17 protein-coding genes, 2 pseudogenes and 1 riboswitch are annotated in these 18,762 nt (G+C 71.6%); of the genes and pseudogenes, 10 read left to right on the forward strand and 9 right to left on the reverse strand.

What is annotated here, in order from left to right:
* Nucleotides 1-41: 41 nt before the first annotated feature.
* Nucleotides 42-1,169, reverse strand: a complete 1,128-nt coding sequence (gene serC, locus ABNF97_RS09575; protein WP_349338307.1) for a phosphoserine transaminase — start codon at nt 1,167-1,169, stop codon at nt 42-44.
* A 272-nt stretch (nt 1,170-1,441) separates the two neighbouring features.
* A complete protein-coding gene (locus tag ABNF97_RS09580; protein ID WP_130461731.1) occupies nt 1,442-2,548 on the reverse strand; it encodes a citrate synthase in 1,107 nt (368 codons plus the stop codon).
* 241 nt (nt 2,549-2,789) lie between these two features.
* On the opposite strand from ABNF97_RS09580, the gene pdxH reads away from it, so the two are divergent.
* The 6 genes and pseudogenes from pdxH to ABNF97_RS09610 all read left to right on the forward strand — a co-directional run bounded on the left by pdxH (nt 2,790) and on the right by ABNF97_RS09610 (nt 8,350).
* Nucleotides 2,790-3,443, forward strand: coding sequence for a pyridoxamine 5'-phosphate oxidase (gene pdxH / locus ABNF97_RS09585; RefSeq protein ID WP_130461732.1), 654 nt, complete (start codon nt 2,790-2,792; stop codon nt 3,441-3,443).
* Nucleotides 3,444-3,571: 128 nt separating this feature from the next.
* Nucleotides 3,572-4,789, forward strand: a pseudogene (locus ABNF97_RS09590) (MFS transporter); the annotation flags it as partial.
* 235 nt (nt 4,790-5,024) lie between these two features.
* On the forward strand, nt 5,025-5,963 hold the full coding sequence (locus tag ABNF97_RS09595) for an aldose 1-epimerase family protein (protein WP_349338308.1): 939 nt from the start codon (nt 5,025-5,027) through the stop codon (nt 5,961-5,963).
* 18 nt (nt 5,964-5,981) lie between these two features.
* Nucleotides 5,982-6,635: a nitroreductase family protein gene (locus ABNF97_RS09600; RefSeq protein WP_349338309.1), complete on the forward strand. Its 654-nt coding sequence runs from the start codon at nt 5,982-5,984 to the stop codon at nt 6,633-6,635.
* 197 nt (nt 6,636-6,832) lie between these two features.
* Entirely contained in the window at nt 6,833-7,132 is a 300-nt protein-coding gene (locus ABNF97_RS09605; RefSeq protein ID WP_130461735.1) for a type II toxin-antitoxin system VapB family antitoxin, read from the forward strand.
* A gap of 33 nt (nt 7,133-7,165) precedes the next feature.
* Nucleotides 7,166-8,350, forward strand: coding sequence for an acyl-CoA dehydrogenase family protein (locus ABNF97_RS09610; RefSeq protein ID WP_349338310.1), 1,185 nt, complete (start codon nt 7,166-7,168; stop codon nt 8,348-8,350).
* A 46-nt stretch (nt 8,351-8,396) separates the two neighbouring features.
* Here the strand turns inward: ABNF97_RS09610 and ABNF97_RS09615 are convergent, their stop codons facing one another.
* The gene (locus ABNF97_RS09615) at nt 8,397-9,416 is read right to left on the reverse strand and encodes an ABC transporter substrate-binding protein (protein WP_349338311.1); all 1,020 of its coding nucleotides are present in this window, start codon (nt 9,414-9,416) and stop codon (nt 8,397-8,399) included.
* A gap of 201 nt (nt 9,417-9,617) precedes the next feature.
* On the opposite strand from ABNF97_RS09615, the gene ABNF97_RS09620 reads away from it, so the two are divergent.
* On the forward strand, nt 9,618-11,417 hold the full coding sequence (locus ABNF97_RS09620) for a glycoside hydrolase family 15 protein (RefSeq protein WP_349338312.1): 1,800 nt from the start codon (nt 9,618-9,620) through the stop codon (nt 11,415-11,417).
* Nucleotides 11,417-12,184: a DUF427 domain-containing protein gene (locus ABNF97_RS09625; RefSeq protein ID WP_349338313.1), complete on the forward strand. Its 768-nt coding sequence runs from the start codon at nt 11,417-11,419 to the stop codon at nt 12,182-12,184. The genes ABNF97_RS09620 and ABNF97_RS09625 overlap by 1 nt, the downstream gene beginning before the upstream one ends.
* 124 nt (nt 12,185-12,308) lie before the next feature.
* Here ABNF97_RS09625 and ABNF97_RS09630 read toward each other — a convergent pair whose 3' ends face one another.
* The 6 genes and pseudogenes from ABNF97_RS09630 to ABNF97_RS09655 all read right to left on the reverse strand — a co-directional run bounded on the left by ABNF97_RS09630 (nt 12,309) and on the right by ABNF97_RS09655 (nt 17,231).
* Nucleotides 12,309-13,478 carry an endo-1,4-beta-xylanase gene (locus ABNF97_RS09630; protein ID WP_349338314.1) on the reverse strand — a complete coding sequence of 390 codons (1,170 nt, stop codon included), beginning with the start codon at nt 13,476-13,478 and terminating at the stop codon, nt 12,309-12,311.
* A gap of 211 nt (nt 13,479-13,689) precedes the next feature.
* Nucleotides 13,690-15,135 (reverse strand): extracellular solute-binding protein, encoded by a 1,446-nt coding sequence (locus ABNF97_RS09635; protein WP_349338315.1) that lies wholly within the window; start codon nt 15,133-15,135, stop codon nt 13,690-13,692.
* The gene (locus ABNF97_RS09640; protein WP_130461742.1) at nt 15,128-15,631 is read right to left on the reverse strand and encodes a sigma-70 family RNA polymerase sigma factor; all 504 of its coding nucleotides are present in this window, start codon (nt 15,629-15,631) and stop codon (nt 15,128-15,130) included. Before ABNF97_RS09640 ends, ABNF97_RS09635 begins: the two co-directional genes overlap by 8 nt.
* A gap of 57 nt (nt 15,632-15,688) precedes the next feature.
* Nucleotides 15,689-16,609, reverse strand: coding sequence for a tetrahydrofolate dehydrogenase/cyclohydrolase catalytic domain-containing protein (locus tag ABNF97_RS09645; protein WP_130461743.1), 921 nt, complete (start codon nt 16,607-16,609; stop codon nt 15,689-15,691).
* Nucleotides 16,610-16,639: 30 nt separating this feature from the next.
* Nucleotides 16,640-16,727, reverse strand: a riboswitch (ZMP/ZTP riboswitch).
* An 85-nt stretch (nt 16,728-16,812) separates the two neighbouring features.
* Nucleotides 16,813-16,935 (reverse strand): annotated as a pseudogene (locus ABNF97_RS09650) (bifunctional 5,10-methylenetetrahydrofolate dehydrogenase/5,10-methenyltetrahydrofolate cyclohydrolase); the annotation flags it as partial.
* Between the two features lie 53 nt (nt 16,936-16,988).
* The gene (locus tag ABNF97_RS09655) at nt 16,989-17,231 is read right to left on the reverse strand and encodes a hypothetical protein (RefSeq protein ID WP_130461744.1); all 243 of its coding nucleotides are present in this window, start codon (nt 17,229-17,231) and stop codon (nt 16,989-16,991) included.
* Nucleotides 17,232-17,616: 385 nt separating this feature from the next.
* On the opposite strand from ABNF97_RS09655, the gene ABNF97_RS09660 reads away from it, so the two are divergent.
* Nucleotides 17,617-18,492, forward strand: coding sequence for a Scr1 family TA system antitoxin-like transcriptional regulator (locus ABNF97_RS09660; RefSeq protein ID WP_130461745.1), 876 nt, complete (start codon nt 17,617-17,619; stop codon nt 18,490-18,492).
* Between the two features lie 11 nt (nt 18,493-18,503).
* Nucleotides 18,504-18,692, forward strand: a complete 189-nt coding sequence (locus tag ABNF97_RS09665) for a DUF397 domain-containing protein (protein ID WP_130461746.1) — start codon at nt 18,504-18,506, stop codon at nt 18,690-18,692.
* Nucleotides 18,693-18,762: the final 70 nt, after the last annotated feature.

Below are 18,762 nucleotides of genomic sequence, written 5' to 3' on the forward strand. Positions count from 1 at the left end.
GGCGGCCCGGTCGACCAGCCCGGCCCGAGGGACGGTACGGCTCAGAGCCGATCGACCACGTAGTCGACGCAGGTGGTCAGGGCCTCCACGTCGCTGGGCTCGACGGCCGGGAAGAGCGCGATCCGGAGCTGGTTGCGGCCGAGCTTGCGGTACGGCTCGGTGTCGACGATCCCGTTCGCCCGCAGCGCCTTGGTGATCGCGGTCGCGTCGACACCGTCGGCGAAGTCGACCGTGGCCACCACGTTGGAGCGCAGTGCCGGATCGGTCACGAAGGGTGTCGCCACGGTGGAGCGCTCGGCCCAGCCGTACAGGATGGCGGCGCTCTCGGCGGTGCGCTTGGTCGCCCAGGCGAGTCCGCCCTGCGCGTTCATCCAGTCGGTCTGCTCGGCGGCCATGAAGATCGTCGCCAGTGCCGGAGTGTTGTACGTCTGCTCCAGCCGCGAGTTGTCGATCGCGGTGACCAGGTCGAGGAAGGCCGGGATGTAGCGCCCCGAGGACCTGATCTCGGTGGCCCGGGCCAGCGCGGCCGGCGACATCAGGGCGAGGAAGATCCCGCCGTCGGAGCCGAAGCACTTCTGCGGGGCGAAGTAGTAGACGTCGGTCTCCCGGACGTCCACCTCCAGGCCACCCGCGCCGGACGTCGCGTCGACCAGCAGCAGCGCGTCGTCGTCGGCGCCGGACACCCGGCGGATCGGCACCGCCACACCCGTCGAGGTCTCGTTCTGCGGGGTGGCGTAGACGTCGACGCCGGCCTCGGCGACCAGCGACGGTGCGCTGCCCGGATCGGACCTGCGCACGGTCGGCTCGCCCAGGAACGGCGCGTCCTTCACCGACTTGGCGAACTTGGCGCCGAACTCGCCGAAGCTGGCGAACTGTGCCCGGTCCCGGACCAGCCCGAAGGTGGCCACCTCCCAGAAGGCGGTGGTGCCGCCGTTGCCGAGTACGACCTCGTAGCCCTCGGGCAGGGAGAAGAACTCGGCCATGCCGCGACGCAGCCGGGCGACCTGGTCGCGTACGGTCTTCTGCCGGTGCGAGGTGCCGAGGTACGTCGTGGCGACCTCGGCCAGCGCGGAGACCGCCGCCGGACGCACCTTGGACGGGCCGCAGCCGAACCGGCCGTCAGCGGGTTTGATCTCGTCGGGAATCCGAATGGTCGATACGTCAGCCACGGTTACGAAGATCCTTCCGATGGGCCGAGGCGGCCCGGGAGCCGATGGGCCTGGAGGCCCAGAGCCGATGGGCCTGGGGGCCCGGGAGCCGAGCGGTTGGTCCGGCGACGCTGCCGTTGCCCAATCCTCGCACCTGCGCCGCGCGGTCCGGGGGACGATCCCACGGCGGCGGCTGAGTTCTGCCCCACATCCGCACCGGCCGGTTCGCCCCGAAGCGAACGAGGGCTCCCGCCCGGCCGCGCCACGCGCCGGGAGGGAGCCCTTTCCGCAGCTCAGACGTTGTGTCGAACGGCCTCCCAGCCCTCCACCTCGGCGGGCTTGCGCGGCCCCGGGCCGGTGTACCGGGCGGCCGGCCGGACCAGTCGCTTCAGTTTCTTCTGCTCCAGGATGTGCGCGCTCCAGCCGCCCATCCGGGCACAGGTGAACATCGAGGTGAACATGTGCGCCGGTACCTCGGCGAAGTCGAGCACCACGGCCGACCAGAACTCGACGTTGGTGGCGAGTACCCGGTCCGGCTTGCGGGCGTGCAGCTCCGTCAGTGCGGCCTTCTCCAGCGCCTCGGCGATCTCGAAGCGGGGTGCGCCCAGCTCCTTGGCGGTACGCCGGAGCACCCGCGCCCGCGGGTCCTCGGCCCGGTAGATCCGGTGCCCGAAGCCCATCAGCCGCTCGCCCCGGTCGAGTACGCCCTTGACGTACCCCTCGGCGTCGCCGCTGCGCTCCACCGCCTCGATCATGTGCAGTACCCGGGACGGTGCACCGCCGTGCAGCGGGCCGGAGAGCGCGCCGATCCCCGACGAGATGCAGGCGGCGGCGTCGGCACCGGTCGAGGCGACGATCCGGGCGGTGAAGGTGGAGGCGTTCAGACCGTGTTCGGCGGCGGAGATGAAGTAGGCGTCGACGGCCTTGACGTGTCGCGGGTCGGGCTCGCCGCGCCAGCGTTTCATGAACCGCTCGACGATGGTCTCCGCCTTGTCGATCTCCTTCTGCGGTACCGCAGGCAGGCCGAGCCCGCGCGCCGACTGGGCGACGAAGGAGAGCGCGGTCACCGAGACCCGGGCCAGGTCCTCGCGGGCCTGCTCGTCGGAGATGTCGAGGAACTGGGACAGCCCCCAGTACGGTGCCAGCATCGCCACCGCGGACTGCACGTCGACGCGGATGTCGCCGGAGTGCACCGGCACCGGGAACGGTTCGGCCGGGGGAAGGCCGGGACCGAACCGGCCGTCCACGAGCAGGGCCCAGACGTTGCCGAAGGAGACCTGGCCGATCAGGTCCTCGATGTCGACTCCGCGATAGCGCAGCGACCCCCCTTCCTTGTCGGGCTCGGCGATGGCGGTCTCGAAGGCGATCACGCCTTCCAGCCCCGGTTTGAAGTCGGACATGCGCGCTCCTGGATCGGTCGTCCGTGCATTCAGGGCCCGCCCGGCGGTACCCGGGGCGATCCCTTCGGAACTCAGCGATGTATTCGTGCCATCTTGCCCCTGGGTAACTAACTTTGCGAGAGGTCACGGCTGTGCTACGCGCGACACGGGCGGCGCGGACGCGCTCGCCCCGGGCCGCCCGCCGGCCGACCGGGTCGGCGCGGGTCCCGGCTCACCGACGGACGGACAAGGATGTGACGTGATGCGGGACACACCCCCGGCCGGGCTGCGCCGGGAGTACGGGTCGGCCGACGGGCTCGCCGAGGCGGACCTGGCACCCGACTGGTGGACGCAGTTCCACCGCTGGTTCCTCGACGCGGTCGCGGCCGGGCTCCCCGAGCCGAACGCGATGGTGGTGGCCACCGCCGACGCGAGGGGGCGGCCGAGCAGCCGGACCGTGCTGCTGAAGGGGTACGACGAGCGCGGGTTGGTCTTCTACACCAACTACGAGTCGCGCAAGGGCGTCGAGGCGCGGGTCAACCCGTACGCCAGCCTGCTGCTGCCGTGGTTCCCGATGCAGCGCCAGGTGGTGATCTGCGGCACGATCGGGCCGGTGGACCGGGCCGAGACGGAGGCGTACTTCGACACCCGCCCGCGCGGGTCGCAGCTCGGGGCCTGGGCGAGCCCGCAGTCGGCGGTGCTCCCCGACCGGGCCGGGCTCGACGACCGGTTCCGGGCGGCCGTCGAGCGGTTCCCCGAGGGTGTACCGGTGCCGCCGCCACCGCACTGGGGCGGCCTGCGGGTGGTGCCGACGACGGTGGAGTTCTGGCAGGGCCGGGCCAGCCGGCTGCACGATCGGCTGCGCTACCGTCGCACCGGTGCGGACAACTGGATCGTTGAGCGGCTGGCGCCTTGACCGGTGCTGACCCCGGCACCGGTCGGGTCGGCGGTGACCCGACGTCGAACACCGGTTCCCCCGTACCCCCGGACGGGACCGCCGCCCGGACCGCCGCCGGGACCGCGGGTCGGTTCTCCCGGTGGGCGATGGACGTCCGCCCGCTGCGGGTGCCGGCCTACCGGCGGCTCTGGATCGGCAACGGCGTGTCGATGTTCGGGTTCCAGCTCACCGCGGTCGCCGTACCGGTGGAGATGTTCGCGCTGACCCAGAAGTCCCTCTGGGTCGGTCTGCTGGGCATCGCCGGGTTCGTCCCGCTGCTGCTCTTCGGCCTCTGGGGCGGTGCGGTCGCGGACGCGGTGGACCGCCGCAAGCTGCTGCTGGCCAGCTCGGTGCTGATGTGGCTCTCCACCGGTGGCCTGCTGCTCCAGGCGCTCTTCCGGGTCGGCAGCCCGGTCCTGCTGCTGGCGTTGGTCGGGGTGCAGACGACCGCGTTCGCGATAAGTTCACCCGCCCGGCAGGCGATCATCGCCCGGTTGGTCCCCGCCGCCCTGGTGCCGTCCGCGAACACGCTCGGCTACACCACCTCCACCGCCGGTGGCGTACTCGGTCCGCTCGCCGCCGGCCTGGTCTTCTCGGCCGGGCCGGTCGAGGCGGTGCTGCCGGTGGCGTACGGGGTGGACGCACTGCTCTTCACCGTCTCGCTCTGGGCCACCTACCGGCTGCCCCCGATGCCGCCGCTGGACGACGGCGGGCCGCCCCGGCGGGTCGGCCTGGCCAGCGTGGTGGACGGGTTCCGGTACCTGGCCACCACTCCGGTGCTGCTGCTCTCGTTCGCCGTCGACATCATCGCGATGGTGCTGGCGATGCCCCGGGCGCTCTTTCCCGAGGTGGCACAGGAGCGGTTCGGCGGTGGTTCGGCGGTCGGCTGGCTGTTCAGCGCGATCGCGATCGGGTCGGTGCTCGGCGGACTCACCTCGGGCTGGATCAGCCGGGTCCGCCGGCAGGGCCTGGCCCTGGTCTGCGCCGTGGTCGGCTGGGGGGTGGCGATCGCCGTCGCCGGGCTGGCCCGGCAGCTCTGGCTGGCGGTGCTGCTGCTCGCGGTGGCCGGGGCTGCCGACCTGGTCAGCGCGGTGTTCCGGCAGTCGATGTTGCAGGTCTACGCCCCCGACCGGCTGCGCGGCCGGTTGCAGGGCGTGAACATCACGGTGGTGGCCGGTGGACCCCGGCTGGGCGACCTGCGCGCCGGCACCACCGCCGCCGCCTTCGGGGTGGGCTTCGCCTGGGTCGGCGGCGGGGTGGTCGCGGCCGTACTCGCGCTGCTGCTGGGAATCCTCTTCCCGGCGCTGGTGCGCTACCGGGCGCCGCACCCCGACGACGAGGATGCCGGGCCGGTGCGGCGGGAGGCGCGGCAGGGCCAGCCCACCGGTAGCGGGCCGGGCGGCGCGGCGGTCGGTTCCGAGGTGGTCGGTTCCGAGGTGGTCGGTTCCGAGGCGGGGAGCGGCGCGGCGGTCGGTTCCGGGGCGGCCGGTTCCGGGACGGGGAGCGGCGCGGCGTCCGGCCACCCGGGCGCCGCCGCCGGGTAACGGCTATCGTCCCGGCATGGACAACGTCACAACGACGGCCCGGTCGCTCTCCGGTGCACAGTGGACGATTTCTGCCGCCGGCCAGGAGGCCGTGGTGGTCGAGGTCGGTGGAGGGCTGCGGGCGTACCGGGCCAACGGCGTCGACTATCTCGACGGGTACGCGGAGGACGAGCTGCCGCCGGGCAGCGCCGGTCAGGTGCTGGCCCCGTGGCCGAACCGGATCCGCGACGGCCGGTACACCTTCGCCGGCCAGGAGTTGCAGCTTCCGCTGACCGAGCCGCAGCGGCACACCGCGATACACGGCCTGGTCAACTGGCTGCCGTGGCGGCTGGTCGAGCAGTCCCCGGAGGCGGTGGTGGTGAGCTGCGAGATGCCGGCCCAGATCGGCTATCCGTGGCCGCTGTCGCTGCGCGCGCAGTGGCAGATCGGTGCCGACGGGCTGCGGGTACGCCACGAGGCGACCAACGTCGGCACGGTGCCCTGCCCGTTCGGCTTCTCGGTGCACCCTTACCTGCGGCTGCCCGGGGTCGCCGTCGACGACATGCGGCTGCGGTTACCGGGCCGCAGCCGGCTGCTGCTGGACGGCCGGCTGCTGCCGATCGGGGCGGCGAAGGTGACCGGCGGGGAGTACGACTTCACCGAGCCGCGCCGGATCGGGCCGGCCGTGCTCGACCTGGCCTTCGGGGACCTCGACCCGGCACTGGTGCACGAGTGGGGGTCCAGCGTCACCCTCTCCGGCCCGGACTCCACGGCGGTGAGCATCTGGGCCGATCGGTCGTTCGGCTGGTGGCAGGTCTTCACCGGGGACACCCTGGTCGGGGAGCGTTACCGGCGGTCGGTCGCGGTGGAGCCGATGACCTGCCCGCCGGACGCGTTCCGCTCCGGGCGGGACGTGATCGTCCTCGAACCGGGGCAGACCTGGCAGGGGAGCTGGGGCATCCGGCCCGGCACCTGACACGACAGGGGGCGGGCGATGGAGTTTTCGACGGTGGTCCGGCGGCGACGGATGGTGCGCAACTACGACCCGGACCGGCCGGTACCGCCGGAGCTGGTGGATCGGCTGCTGGAGCACGCCGTCCGGGCCCCGTCCGCCGGGTTCGCCCAGGGCTGGGCGTTCCTGGTGCTGACCGAGCCGGCGGACCGCGAGCTGTTCTGGGCGGCGACCACCCCGCCCCGGGCTGAGGTGTCCGGAGGGGGCCCTTCAGCTACCGGGAACGACAAGCGGGGGCCCGTCCGCAACCGGTGGCTGACCGGGATGCGGCGGGCGCCGCTGATCGTCGTACCGTTGGCGAACCGCTCCGCCTACCTCGACCGGTACGCCGAGCCGGACAAGGGGTGGACGGATCGCGACGAGTCCCGCTGGCCGGTGCCGTACTGGTACGTCGACACCGGGTTCGCCGCCCTGCTGATGCTGTTGACCGCGGTGGACTCCGGGCTCGGGGCGTGCTTCTTCGGCATCCCGCCGGAACGGACCGGGTCGTTCCGGGAGGCGTTCGGGGTGCCGGACACCTTCACCCCGATCGGCGCGCTCAGCATCGGTTATCCGGCGCCGGATCATCGATCATCGTCGTTGCGTCGTGGTCGCCGGCCGCTGGCGCAGGTGGTGCACCGGGGACGGTGGGGCTGACACCGCTACCCACGCTGGTCCACGATGTCACCGGGAGGCAGTAACGAAACTGACATCCGTGGACAAACCACGGGCTAGTCGGAGGTCGTTAGGCTGACGGACGTCATTGGTACGGTGCGGCGCGCGAAACGGGCGGGCCGCCGGAGTAGCGGCAAGGGGTCGGGCCAGCACGGCCATGGGGAGGGGAGCGTGCCGTCGTGATCTTCAAAGCGGTTCGGGACGGGCGTCCCTACCCGGACCACGGGCTCACCTTGAAGCAGTGGGCAGAGATCCCGCCACGCCCGCTGCGCCTCGACCAACTCATCACGACCAAGCGGGAACTCGCACTGGACAAGCTGCTCGCCGAGGACTCCACCTTCTACGGCGACCTCTTCCCGCACGTCGTGCAGTGGGGCGGTGGCCTCTACCTGGAGGACGGACTGCACCGGGCACTGCGCGCCGCACTCCAGCAGCGCAACCAGATCCACGCCCGGGTCCTGGTGCTGCCGGCCTCCTGATCCGGGTGGGCCGCGCTGACTAGGGTGGCGGTCATGACCGAGGCGACCTCCGGGACATCCCCGCTCGACCTGCTCGACCTGGACGGTTCGTTGACCGAGGAGGACCGGCAGATCCGGTCCGTGGTGGAGCGGCTCGTGGCGAGCCGGGTACGCCCGCACGTCGCCGGATGGTACGAGACCGGCCAGGCCCCGGTGCGCGAGTTGGCGGTCGAGTTCGGTCGGGTCGGCCTGCTCGGCATGCACCTGACCGGGTACGGCTGCGCCGGCGCCTCGGCCGTCGCGTACGGGCTGGCCTGCCTGGAGCTGGAGGCCGGCGACTCCGGCGTACGGTCGCTGGTCTCGGTGCAGGGATCGCTGGCCATGTACGCCATCTGGCGGTACGGATCAGCGGAGCAGAAGCAGCACTGGCTGCCCCGGATGGCGACCGGCGAGCTGATCGGCTGCTTCGGGTTGACCGAGCCGGACCACGGCTCCGATCCCGCATCGATGACGACCCGGGCCCGCCGGGACGGCTCCGACTGGGTGCTCACCGGCGGCAAGATGTGGATCACCAATGCGCCGGTCGCCGACCTCGCCGTCGTCTGGGCGCGCACCGACGAGGGGGTGCGCGGCTTCGTCGTACCCATGGCGACGCCCGGGGTGACGGCCCGGGAGATCCGGCACAAGATGTCGCTGCGCGCCTCCTCGACCGGGGAGATCCTGCTCGACGAGGTCCGGTTGCCGGCGGACGCCCTGCTGCCGGAGGCGGCCGGGCTGCGGGCCCCGCTGGGCTGCCTGACCGAGGCGCGGTACGGCATCGTCTGGGGTTCGCTCGGCGCGGCCCGGGACTGCCTGCACGCCACGCTCGACTACGCCACCGGCCGGGAGCAGTTCGGCCGGCCGATCGCCGGCTTCCAGCTCACCCAGGCCAAGCTGGCCGACATGGCGGTCGAGTTGCAGAAGGGCTATCTGCTGGCGCTGCACCTCGGCCGGCTGGCCGACGCCGGGCGGTTGCGGCCGGAGCAGGTCAGCGTCGGCAAGCTGAACAACGTCCGGGAGGCGATCGCGATCGCCCGGCAGTGCCGGACGATCCTCGGCGCCAACGGCATCAGCGGGGAGTACCCGGTGCTCCGGCACGCCAACAACCTGGAGAGCGTGCTGACCTACGAGGGGACCTCCGAGATCCACCAGTTGGTGATCGGGCAGCGGCTCACCGGGCTCTCCGCGTTCGGCGGCTAGCCCGGCGAGCGCACTGCCGGCCGTGGTCGTCGTGGCGGCGTCCTGGTCAGGCCACCTTGCGGGCGGTGCGGAGCGCGGTGGCCAGCGTCTCCAGGGCGGCGGCGCTGCCGGCGTACGAGAACCGGGGCTCGCTGTTCCAGCCGACGACCTGGTTGGCCCGGACCGCCGGGAGCTGCTGCCAGGTGGGCTTGCCGGTCAGGTCCTTCGGCTGCAGCGTGGAGCTGCGGTTGTCCAGCAGCAGCAGGTCGGCCGGGTACTTGTCGGCGTTCTCCCAGCTCAGGCTCTCGAAATAGCCGCCGTCGTCGAGCTTGCCCGGCACGGTGATGTCCACGCCCAGCGACTTGTAGTAGTTGATGTCGGAGTTGACGCCCGGGTTGGAGGCGTAGAACAGATCCTCGGCGGCGGAGCAGGCGAGCACCCGGATCCCGGGGTTGGCGGCGAGGGCCTCCCTGATGCTGGTGGCGGCGGCCTCGAACCGGGCCTTGGCCTCGGTGACCTTCGGCGCGTTCAGGTCGGCGCCGAGCGCGGCGGCGAGATCGGCGTGCCGGCCGATCACCTTGTCCAGCGGGGTCCGGGAGGCGACCAGCGCCACGGTCGGCGCCAGCGGGACGATCTGGTCCTTGCTCTCGTCCGGCACGTACCAGAGCGAGTTCTTCTCGTACTCGTGCGTGACCAGCAGTTCGGGCTTGCTCGCGGCGTACGCCTCGATGTTGAACTCGCCCCAGGTGTTGCCGATGACGGTCAGCTCGGCCACCGGCAGGTCGCCGGCCTGTACGTCCGGGCTGCCGTCGGCGCGCTTCGTCGGGCCGAAGACCCCGACGATCTGGTCGGTGACGCCGAAGTCGTAGAGCGCGGCGGCGGTGCCGACGAACGCGACGACCCGGTCGGGCCGGCTCGCGGCGGAGGCGGTCTGGCCCCGGTCGTCGGTGAAGCTCCACGCGCCACCGGCGCCGGTGTCGGTGCCCGGATCGTCGTTCTGCCCGCAGGCTCCGAGCAGGGCGGTGAGGCCGAGGGCGCCGGCCGCGCCGAGCAGGTTCCGGCGGCTGAACTGGCGAGGGTGCGGCATGTCGTGGTGCTCCTTGGCTGAGCGCTGCGCGCAGCGGAACTGTCGGTCCGGGCGGCCTGCGCTCGCCCGGTGGGTAGGTTAGCCTGACCTAAGTTGTGGTTGTCAAGTCGCGGGCATCCGACGGTCGGCGCAGCACGAAGGGCCCGTGACCTCCCGCAGCGCTTCCGGATTAGAGCCGGTGGTCCGGGGGTAGGCCGTCGCGTGGAGGCCGGAGGGATCGCCGCGCACGGGCTGCTGGCCGACGGCCGGAGCGCCGCGTTGGTCGACCGCTCCGGCTCGGTCAACTGGTGGTGCCCGGAGCGGTTCGACGCGCCCTCGGTATTCTGCCGGCTGCTGGACGTCGCCGGTGGGCACTGGTGGATCCGGCCAACCGGGCGCTTCGAGGTGCGCCGCGAGTACCTGCCGGACACCCTGGTGCTGCGTACGGTGTTCCGGACCGAGCAGGGCGAGGTGTCGCTGACCGACGCACTGCTGCTGGAGCCGGGCGCCCGGGGACACGGGATCGGCTGCCGCTCCCCCGGAGTACTCGTCCGAATCGTGGAGGGGCTCTCCGGGATCGTTCCGATGGTGTTGTCGTACTCGCCCCGGTTCGAGTACGGCCGGCGGATCGCGTACCTGGTGTGGCGGGACGGGCGGCTGGTCGCGACCTCCGGGCCGACGACGTTGACGCTGACCGCCCCGATGCCGCTGGCGGTGCGGGGATCCGAGGCGACGGCCCGGTTCACCGTCGGCGCCGGACAGCGGGACACCTTCGTCCTCGCGTACCGGCCGACCTTCCACGAGGTGGCGTCGCACCAGGTCGACGCCGCCGACCCGCTCGGCGACACGGTCGCGGGCTGGCGGTCCTGGGCCGCCCACCACGACTACCAGGGCCGCTATCCGGAGCTGGTCCGGCGCAACGCCCTGGTGTTGCAGGGGCTCACCTACGCGCCGAGCGGCGCGGTGGTGGCCGCCGCGACCACCTCGCTGCCGGAGGCGCTCGGCGGTGACCGCAACTACGACTACCGGTACGCCTGGCTGCGCGACTTCAGCCTGACCCTGCGGGCACTCTGGGTCGCGGCCTGCCCGACCGAGGCGAACCGGCTCTTCGGCTGGGTCGCCTCGGCCGTCGGCCGGACCGACGGCGAGCCGGTGCCGATCATGTTCGGCGTGGAGGGGGAGCGGGACCTGACCGAGCGCCGGATCGAGACGCTGCGCGGGTACGCGGACAGCAGCCCGGTCTGGGTCGGCAACGAGGCGTGGCGGCAGCGCCAGCTCGACGTGCCGGGTGAGCTGCTGGACGCGGCCTGGCGGTTGCGCGACTATCTCGACCCGATGCGTGCGGAGGTCCGCGACCTGCTGCGCGACCTCGCCGACCAGACGGTGGCGAGGTGGCGGGAGCCGGACGCCGGGATCTGGGAGGCCCGGGACACCGAGCGGCACTACCTGTCGTCCAAGGTGGGGTGCTGGGTGGCGCTGGACCGGGCGATGCGGTTCGGTGACCGGCTGGGCGCCCCGGACGACCTGGCCCGCTGGGCGGCGGCCCGGGAGGAGATCCGGGAGACGGTACTCCGGGACGGCTGGAACGCCGAGGTCGGTGCTTACACCGGCGCCTTCGGCTCGGACCGGCTCGACGCCAGTGCGCTGCTCATGCCCATCGTCGGCTTCCTGCCCGCCACCGACGTCCGGATGCGGGCGACCATCCGGCTGATCGAGGAGCGACTCTCCCGGGGTGGCCTCGTCCGGCGCTGGGCGGGCGATCCGGCGGCGTTCACGATCTGCTCCTTCTGGCTGGTCCAGTGTCTGGTGCTGGCCGGCGAACGGGACCGGGCGGCGGCGATGTTCGAGAACGTGGCGGGCGTCGCCAACGACCTCGGGCTGCTCGCCGAGCAGGTCGACCCGCACACCGGGGAGCAACTCGGGAACTTTCCGCAGGCGTTCTCGCACGTCGGACTGATCGGTGCGGCCTGGGAACTCACCACCGTCCCGGCCGGGGCGGCACCGGCGGAGAGAGGAAGCTGATGTCCCTCTATCCACGCGCGATCGTCCCGATCGACCACATCGAACCCTGTCCCCGGCGCATCCGCGCCCTACTGAACGGCGAGTGGGTCCTCGACACGAGCAGCGCCCGGTACGTCTGGGAATGGCAGCACTACCCGCACTACTACATCCCGCTCGCCGACGTCCGCGAGGACCTGCTGGTCGACGAGCACGACGTCCAGCAGTTCAGCGGGGGTGCCGCCCGGCAGTACGGCCTCCAGGTGGGTGACAGCTACCGGCCCGGCTCCGTCCGGGTGCACACCGAGAAGTCGGTCGAGGGGCTGGCCAACATGGTGCGCTTCGAGTGGGACGCCCTGGACACCTGGTTCGAGGAGGACGAGGAGGTCTACGTGCACCCGCGCGACCCGTACACCCGGATCGACGCGCTGCGGTCGACCCGGCGGGTCCGGGTGGAGATCGCCGGGCAGGTCCTGGCCGAGTCGCAGTCGCCGGTGCTGGTCTTCGAGACGGGCGTACCCACCCGTTACTACCTGAACCGCGCCGAGGTGGACCTCGGGCGGCTGATTCCCACCGAGACCGCGACCGTCTGCCCGTACAAGGGTCGGACCAGCAACTACTGGTCGGTCCGGGTCGGCGACACCACACACCAGGACGTGGCCTGGGCGTACGACTTTCCCAGCCAGCTGATCCAGCCGATCGCCGGGATGGTGGCGTTCTTCGACGAGAAGACGGACATCTTCGTCAACGGCGAGAAGATGCCCCGGCCGAACACCCGCTGGGCGGAGTAGGCCCGCTCCGGCCGGCCCGGCCGTGGGAAACCGGACCGGCCGGAGACCGGGTGGTGGTGGGATGGCTGCTGGTGGCGAGGCGGCCGGGAACGGGCACGGGCAGGACCCGTTCCCGACCGACCTCCTAGAAGCCGCGCCTGCCGTTGGAGCCGGAGGCGACGGCGAGTACCTGCTGGAGGCCCCGGTAGGCGGCCTTGGGCTGGAAGTTCTCGTCCAACGGGGTGGCCGAGCCCTGGCCGTCGAAGAAGCCGGGAACCCAGGAGTACTTGTCGGTGAAGCCCCACACGGTGAACATCACGCAGCGCGGGGTGAGCAGGCAGGCCTGGAGCAGGGTGTTGAAGCTACCGACCTGCCCGGCCTCCTTGTAGGTGTCGACCGGCAGGAAGAACCGCACGTCGACCTCGGTGAACGCGGTCTCCAGGCCGAGCTTGTCGAACCGGGCCAGGTTCTGCGGGGCGTCGATCGGCAGCGGGTACTGGAGGTCGAGGTGGCCCTGGAAGCCCATGCCGTGCAGCGGTACCCGCTGCTTGCGGAGCTGCTTGGCCAGCTCGTAGTAGGCGGTGCTCTTCGGGTTGATGTTGTCGATGGCGTAGTCGTTGAGGTAGAGCTTGGCCCGCGGGTCGGCCGCGTGTGCCCAGCGCAGCGCGTCGGCGATGTAGTTGGGGCCGAGGTGCTGGCGAAAGATGGTGTCCCGGAGCACCGGGGCGTCGCCGTCGGTGAACGCCTCGTTGACCACGTCCCAGGCCCGGACCTTGCCCCGGAAGTGCTTCACCACGGTGGTGATGTGGTTGCGCACGATGGTGCGCAGTTCGGCGGAGTCGATCGAGCCGTCGGCGACGCCGTCGGTCAGCCAGGCGGGGGCCTGGCTGTGCCAGAGCAGGGTGTGGCCGTGCACCTTCTGCCCGTTGCGCCGGGCGAACTCGACCAGCTCGTCGGCCGGGCCCCAGTTGTACTGGCCCCGGGTCGGCTCCAGCTCGGCCCACTTCATGACGTTCTCGGCGGTGACCGCGGAGAACTCCCGGGCTGCCCGCTCGCGGTACACGGCATCGGACTCCAGGGCGGCCATGTCGATCGCGGTACCGACGCCCAGGCCGTGCTTCCTGGCCAGCACCCGCAGCGGCAGGTCCGTGGACGTCCGGCCGGGTCCGTGTGCGTGTGCGGCGGAGTTGCCGCCCTTGGCCTGTGCGACGGCGAGTGGCGCCTGGGCCGGGGCCGCGGTGGCGGTCGACGGCCCGACCGTGTAGATCACACCGACCGCGAGCACGCCGGCCAGAGCTATCCGAAGTTTTCTCATCGAAACAAGGCCTCCAGGATGTGGTTCGTCAGCCGCCGGCCGGGACCGGCGGGGATCGGCGCGCGGCGGACGGATGCACGTCGATCCCTACCGGAACGCGGGTCGGCCCCGGGTTTGCTGCCGAAACAACTGTCAGAGATCCGACACTTTGCAGCGGCGGTTCGATCTTCCTCAAGGGGGCCAGAGATGCTAATTGGACCGGAGGTGGTGCTCAGTCGACCTCCGCCATCGCCGCCACGAACTGCTCCGGGGTGAGTTCCGCCTGGAACAGCCGGCGCAGGTTGTCGAGGAGCGCCGTCGCGGCCGCCGGCTCCAGCGCCTGGTCCCAGGCCAGCCCGTACGACGGAGCCGCGGTGACCAGTTCGTGCACCGCGCTGCCGAACCCGGCGTGCTCGGTTCCCCGCAGCCGGTCGGCCGCGTCGGTCACCGGCGGCACCTCGCCGTCGGCGGCCAGCGCGTCCAGGTAGTCGTCCGAGGCGACGGTCCGGACGAACTCCAGCGCCGCCGACTGCCGGCTGCCGGCGACCACCGAGAAGTAGTGGGTCGGCACCCCGACCAGGTCGGCGGGGTTCCCGACCCCGCCGGCGACCGCCGGGAACGGCACGAAACCCAGCTCGCCCTCGGCGACGAACCTCGGGTTCCGGGCTAGCTGGGTCGGGTACTCCCAGGTCCCCATCAGCTGCATCGCGGCCCGGCCGCGGGCCAGCAGCCCGGGCGCTGCGCCGTCGTCGTAGCCGGTCGTGGCGAAGTCGGTACCGAAGGCGCCCCGCTGCGCGAGTGCCTGCGCCTCGCGCAGCGCCTGGATCACCGCCGGCTTCGACCAGGCGCCGGGGCGGCCGGCGACGATGTCAGCGGTGATGCCCGGGCCGCCGAGCCGCTCGGCGAGGTACATCACCCACATCAGCTCGGTCCAGCCCTGGGCGCCGCCGAGCGCGATCGGGGTGATCTTCCGGGCCTGGAACGTCTCCACCAGGGAGAGCAACTCGGCGTAGCTGCGTGGCGGCCGCACGCCGGCCTCTTCGAAGACGCCCTTGTGGTAGAAGAGCACCACCGGGTGGGTGCCGCCCATCGGGATGCCGTACTGCCGACCGTCCACCATGCCGCCGGCCAGCGCGCTGGGCAGGAACCGGTCGGCGACGGCGGGTTCGTTCCACATCGGGGTCAGGTCGACGAGCAGCCCGTCCCGGGCCAGCCCGGCCAGGGTCGCGCCACCCCAACTGGCGAAGACGTCCGGGCCGTCCGGCGAGCCGATTCCGCTGGCCAGCCTCTCCTTGTACTCCTCGTTGCCGAAGGTGGTCAGATCCACGTCGACCTCGGCGCCGCGGTTGTACCGATTCACCAACCTGCGCAGCGCGGGCTCGGTGCCCGGCTGGGTGATCGCCCAGACCCGGATCGTCCCCTGCACCGCATCGTCGGCCGTCGGCACCGACGGCACCGCCCGGAGCAGTTGCGCGCCGGTCAGGGTCACGGCCATCACCAGCACCGCCACCGCCAGACTGGCCAACCCGGCCCGCTGCCGACGCCTGCGCCGGTAGCGCCGGCGGATCGCCGCGAGCGCACCGGGAGCGCTCGCCGGCAGGGCATCCTGGGCCTGGGTCAGGGTGACGGCCAGCTCCTCGGCCAGCCGCTGGTCCACCGGACCTTCCTCGTCAACCACGTCCGCTCCGAATCGTCGACTGTGCGGGCGCCAGGTGCGCCCGCAGCACGCGCTTGGCCCTCGCGTACCGGCTGGAAACCGTGCCCGGAGGCTCGTCGCAGATGCCGGCGATCTCGCTGAACGTGTACCGGTACAGCACGTGCAGCACCACGACCGTCCGTTCCGCCTTGCCGAGCTGCTGCAACGCCTGCCACAGCGCGCCGTTGCCCACCGCGGTCGCGGCCGGGTCGTCGGGCCGGTGCTCGATGTCGTCGGTCAGCACCTCCCGGCGCCACCGCCGCCACCGGCTCACGTTGCGGGTCACGATCACCTGTCTCGCGTATGCCTCGGGGTTCTGGCCGGCCTTCGGCCACCGCTGCCAGACCTCGACCACCGCGATCTGGGCCAGGTCGTCCGCCTCGGCCGCGCTGCCGCTGATCAGGTACGCGAACCGCCGCAAAGCGTCCAACCGCGCCCGAGCGAACTCCTCGGCGTCGCTGAACGCACCGTGGGCCATCAGGCTCCTCCTCCGCGTTCCTAACGCCGGCCGCCGTCGATTCGCTGCACCTCGAACCTATCGGTCGAGGTGTTTCAGATCACCCATCGAAGCGGTGGTCTGCCGCTCGGCCAGTTCGACGGCGTTGCGGAACAGCATCGCCACGGTGGTCGGGCCGACCCCGCCGACCCGGGGAGTGATCGCCCCGGCGACCGACGCGCACGACTCGTCGAGGTCGGGCAGCAGCCGCCGTCCCCGGTAGCGGACACCGCCGCCGATCGCGACCGCGCCGGGCCGCAGGTGCTCCGGCCGCACGATTCCGGGTACGCCCACCGCGGCGACCACGATGTCGGCCCGCCGGGTGTGCCGCTCCCAGCCGGGCACCCCACTGTGTACGACGGTCACCGCCGCGTCGGCGGTCGGTCGCTTCCGACCCAGCAGCAGGGAGAGCGGGCGGCCCAGGGTCGTACCGCGACCGAGGATCACCACGTCGCGACCGGCGACCGGGATCTCGTGGAAGGCGAGCAGCGCCTCGATTCCGGCCGGGGTGCACGGCACCGGGCCGGGCAGCCCGGCGGCGAGCCGGCCCAGGTTCTCGGGGTGCAGCCCGTCGACATCCTTGGCCGGGGTGATCGCGAGGACCGCCGCCGGATAGTCGAGGTGGGCCGGGGTGGGGTGCTGGACCAGGATGGCGTGCACCGTCGGGTCCTCGTTGAACTCGCGGATCGCCCGGAGCAGGTCGGCCTGGCTCGCGCTGCCGGGCAGGTGGACGTGGGGTGAGGCGAAGCCGAGGTCGGCGGCGCGCTGCTGCTTCATCCGGATGTAGCCGGCGCTGGCGGAGTCGTCGCCGACCAGGATCGTCGCCAGGCTCGGCGCGACACCGCTGCGGCGCAGTGCGGCGACCCGGACGGTCACGTCGGCGAAGACCGCCTCGGCGACGGGGGCGCCGGGCAGGAGCCGGGCGGTGTGGGTCGCGGCCTCGGTGCGGGTCTCGGACATGGGCACGGGGCTTCCTCTCGACGGGGAAAGCCCCGACACCCAGGCGTACGGCGACGGAGTCGAGTCCGGCGTCCGCTTCCCGGTGGTGCTCCACCCGACGCCAGTCACGGCCGCCGGGGGCAGCGTACCCGCGGGGAGCTCCGAGAACGTGGGTACTCAACGATCATGTGTCAGCCTGGCATGCGGGTCCGCGTCTACATCGACTACTGACAGCTCTGCCGCTCGGCCAGTTCGACGGCGTTGTGGAACAGCATCGCCACGGTGGTCGGGCCGACCCCGCCGACCCGGGGAGTGATCGCCCCGGCGACCGACCCGCACGACTCGTCGGCAGCGGCCGCCGTTCCAGCCGAACGACATCAGGGGTCGGAGGCAGCGCGGGTCAGGTGCGCCTTGCCGCAGGTCGCAACAGCACCAGTCCGGCGACTTGGACGAAGATCTCCCGCTTGTCAATCGCCATGCCGTCCCGGTCGAGCATGTAGCCGGCGATCCAGGCATACCCGTAGTAGGTCGCGCGGAAGTCCACCGCGACGACCCGCATTCTCAACTTCCGTTCTCCCCCGAACTGAACGCTGGCCGCTGCACCGACCCCGATCACGTCCCCGGGCACGGGCGCGCGGTTCATCGGACCCGCACCCAGCGGCCTTCATGCCACCGGTAGTCCTTGACCCGGCTGCGCCGCGCACTCCGGTACCACGCCTCCCCGTACTGACGACACGGCCAGTCGTCCCCGCACCGACAGAACCCTCGGTCGTGGAGATGTGACCACACCGGCCCGTGTCGCCTGCGTGCCCACAGCATGAACTCCCGCAAGCACCAGCGGATCAAGAACACGCCCGGACCTCCCGTCGGTCGGGAGCGCGGTGGCCGGGCCTTCGGGTTGGTCATCCGACCACCGCACCCGGCATCACCGTCCCACGCAAAAGAGCGATCCGCAATATGCGGATTACAAAAATGCGGATCGCATTTTGTGATCAGCACTCAGGTTTTCCGCATGGCAAGATGACGGCATGCGTCAACGCCAGAGCCCTACCGTCAGGCGGCGGCGCCTGGCGCTGACCCTGCGCCAGCTCCGCGAGCGGGCAGGGATCTCGTCATCAGAAGCCGCGAGGCGCGTTGATCACGACGCGAGTTGGCTCAGCCGGATCGAGACAGCCGAGGTCCGCCCACATCCGAACGACGTACGGGCGCTCCTGACGCTGTACGGCGTGGAGGGTGACCAGGCCGAAGCCGTGATCACGGTGGCCCGGCAAGCGAAGCAACGCGGATGGTGGCAGCGGTACAGCGACGTCTTGCCGGACTGGTTCGCCGCATACGTCGGGATGGAGTCAGAGGCATCCGTCATTCGGACCTACGAGTGCCAGATGGTCCCCGGCCTGCTGCAGACCGAGGAGTATGCGCGGGCAGCATTCCAGGGCGCCCCCGTCCCGATGCAAGACGGCGAGGTGGAACGACAAGTCTCACTACGGATGGAGCGGCAAGCCATTCTGACGGGCGACGATCCACCGATGCTGCGGGTGGTCATCGACGAGGGTGCGGCTCGCCGGATGGTCGGCGGTCCCGAGGTACTGCAACGGCAGCTCAACCGGCTGGTCGAAGACTCGACCCGGAGCAACGTCCACATTCAGTTACTTCCCTACGCGGCCGGAGTGGGCTTCGACGGCAGCTTTGTGATCCTCGACTTCCCGCCGATGCCGGCCCCGTACCCGGACGCGGCCGAAGACCGGATGGTGTACGTCGACACTCTGACCGGAGCGCTGTACCTGGAACAGCCTGGGGAGGTTACGGCGTACGCCGCGGCACACGAGCAACTGCAAGCCCTTGCGCTGGCACCCAAGCCCACGCGAGATACGCTGCGTGCGATTGCGGCAGACCTGAGCACCTAGGAGGGCACGGCATGGCTCGCGTCATTTGGCGCAAGAGCACTAGGTCCGGCTCAAGCGGCAACTGCGTCGAGGTCGCCACAGCGCCCCGTGTGGTCATGGTCCGGGACAGCAAAGACCAGGGCGGCCCGGTGCTGACGTTCACCTCGGCCGCGTGGTGCGCGTTCATCGCCTCCACCGGAACAGTTCCGCAACAGCCTTGATGGTCTGGGCCGGTCCTTGGCGCCGCAGGGGCGGACAGTAGCCTCCTGAGCTGCGTGAACGTCCGGCCGA

Source organism: Plantactinospora sp. B6F1 (assembly GCF_040120695.1).
Lineage (GTDB): Bacteria > Actinomycetota > Actinomycetes > Mycobacteriales > Micromonosporaceae > Plantactinospora.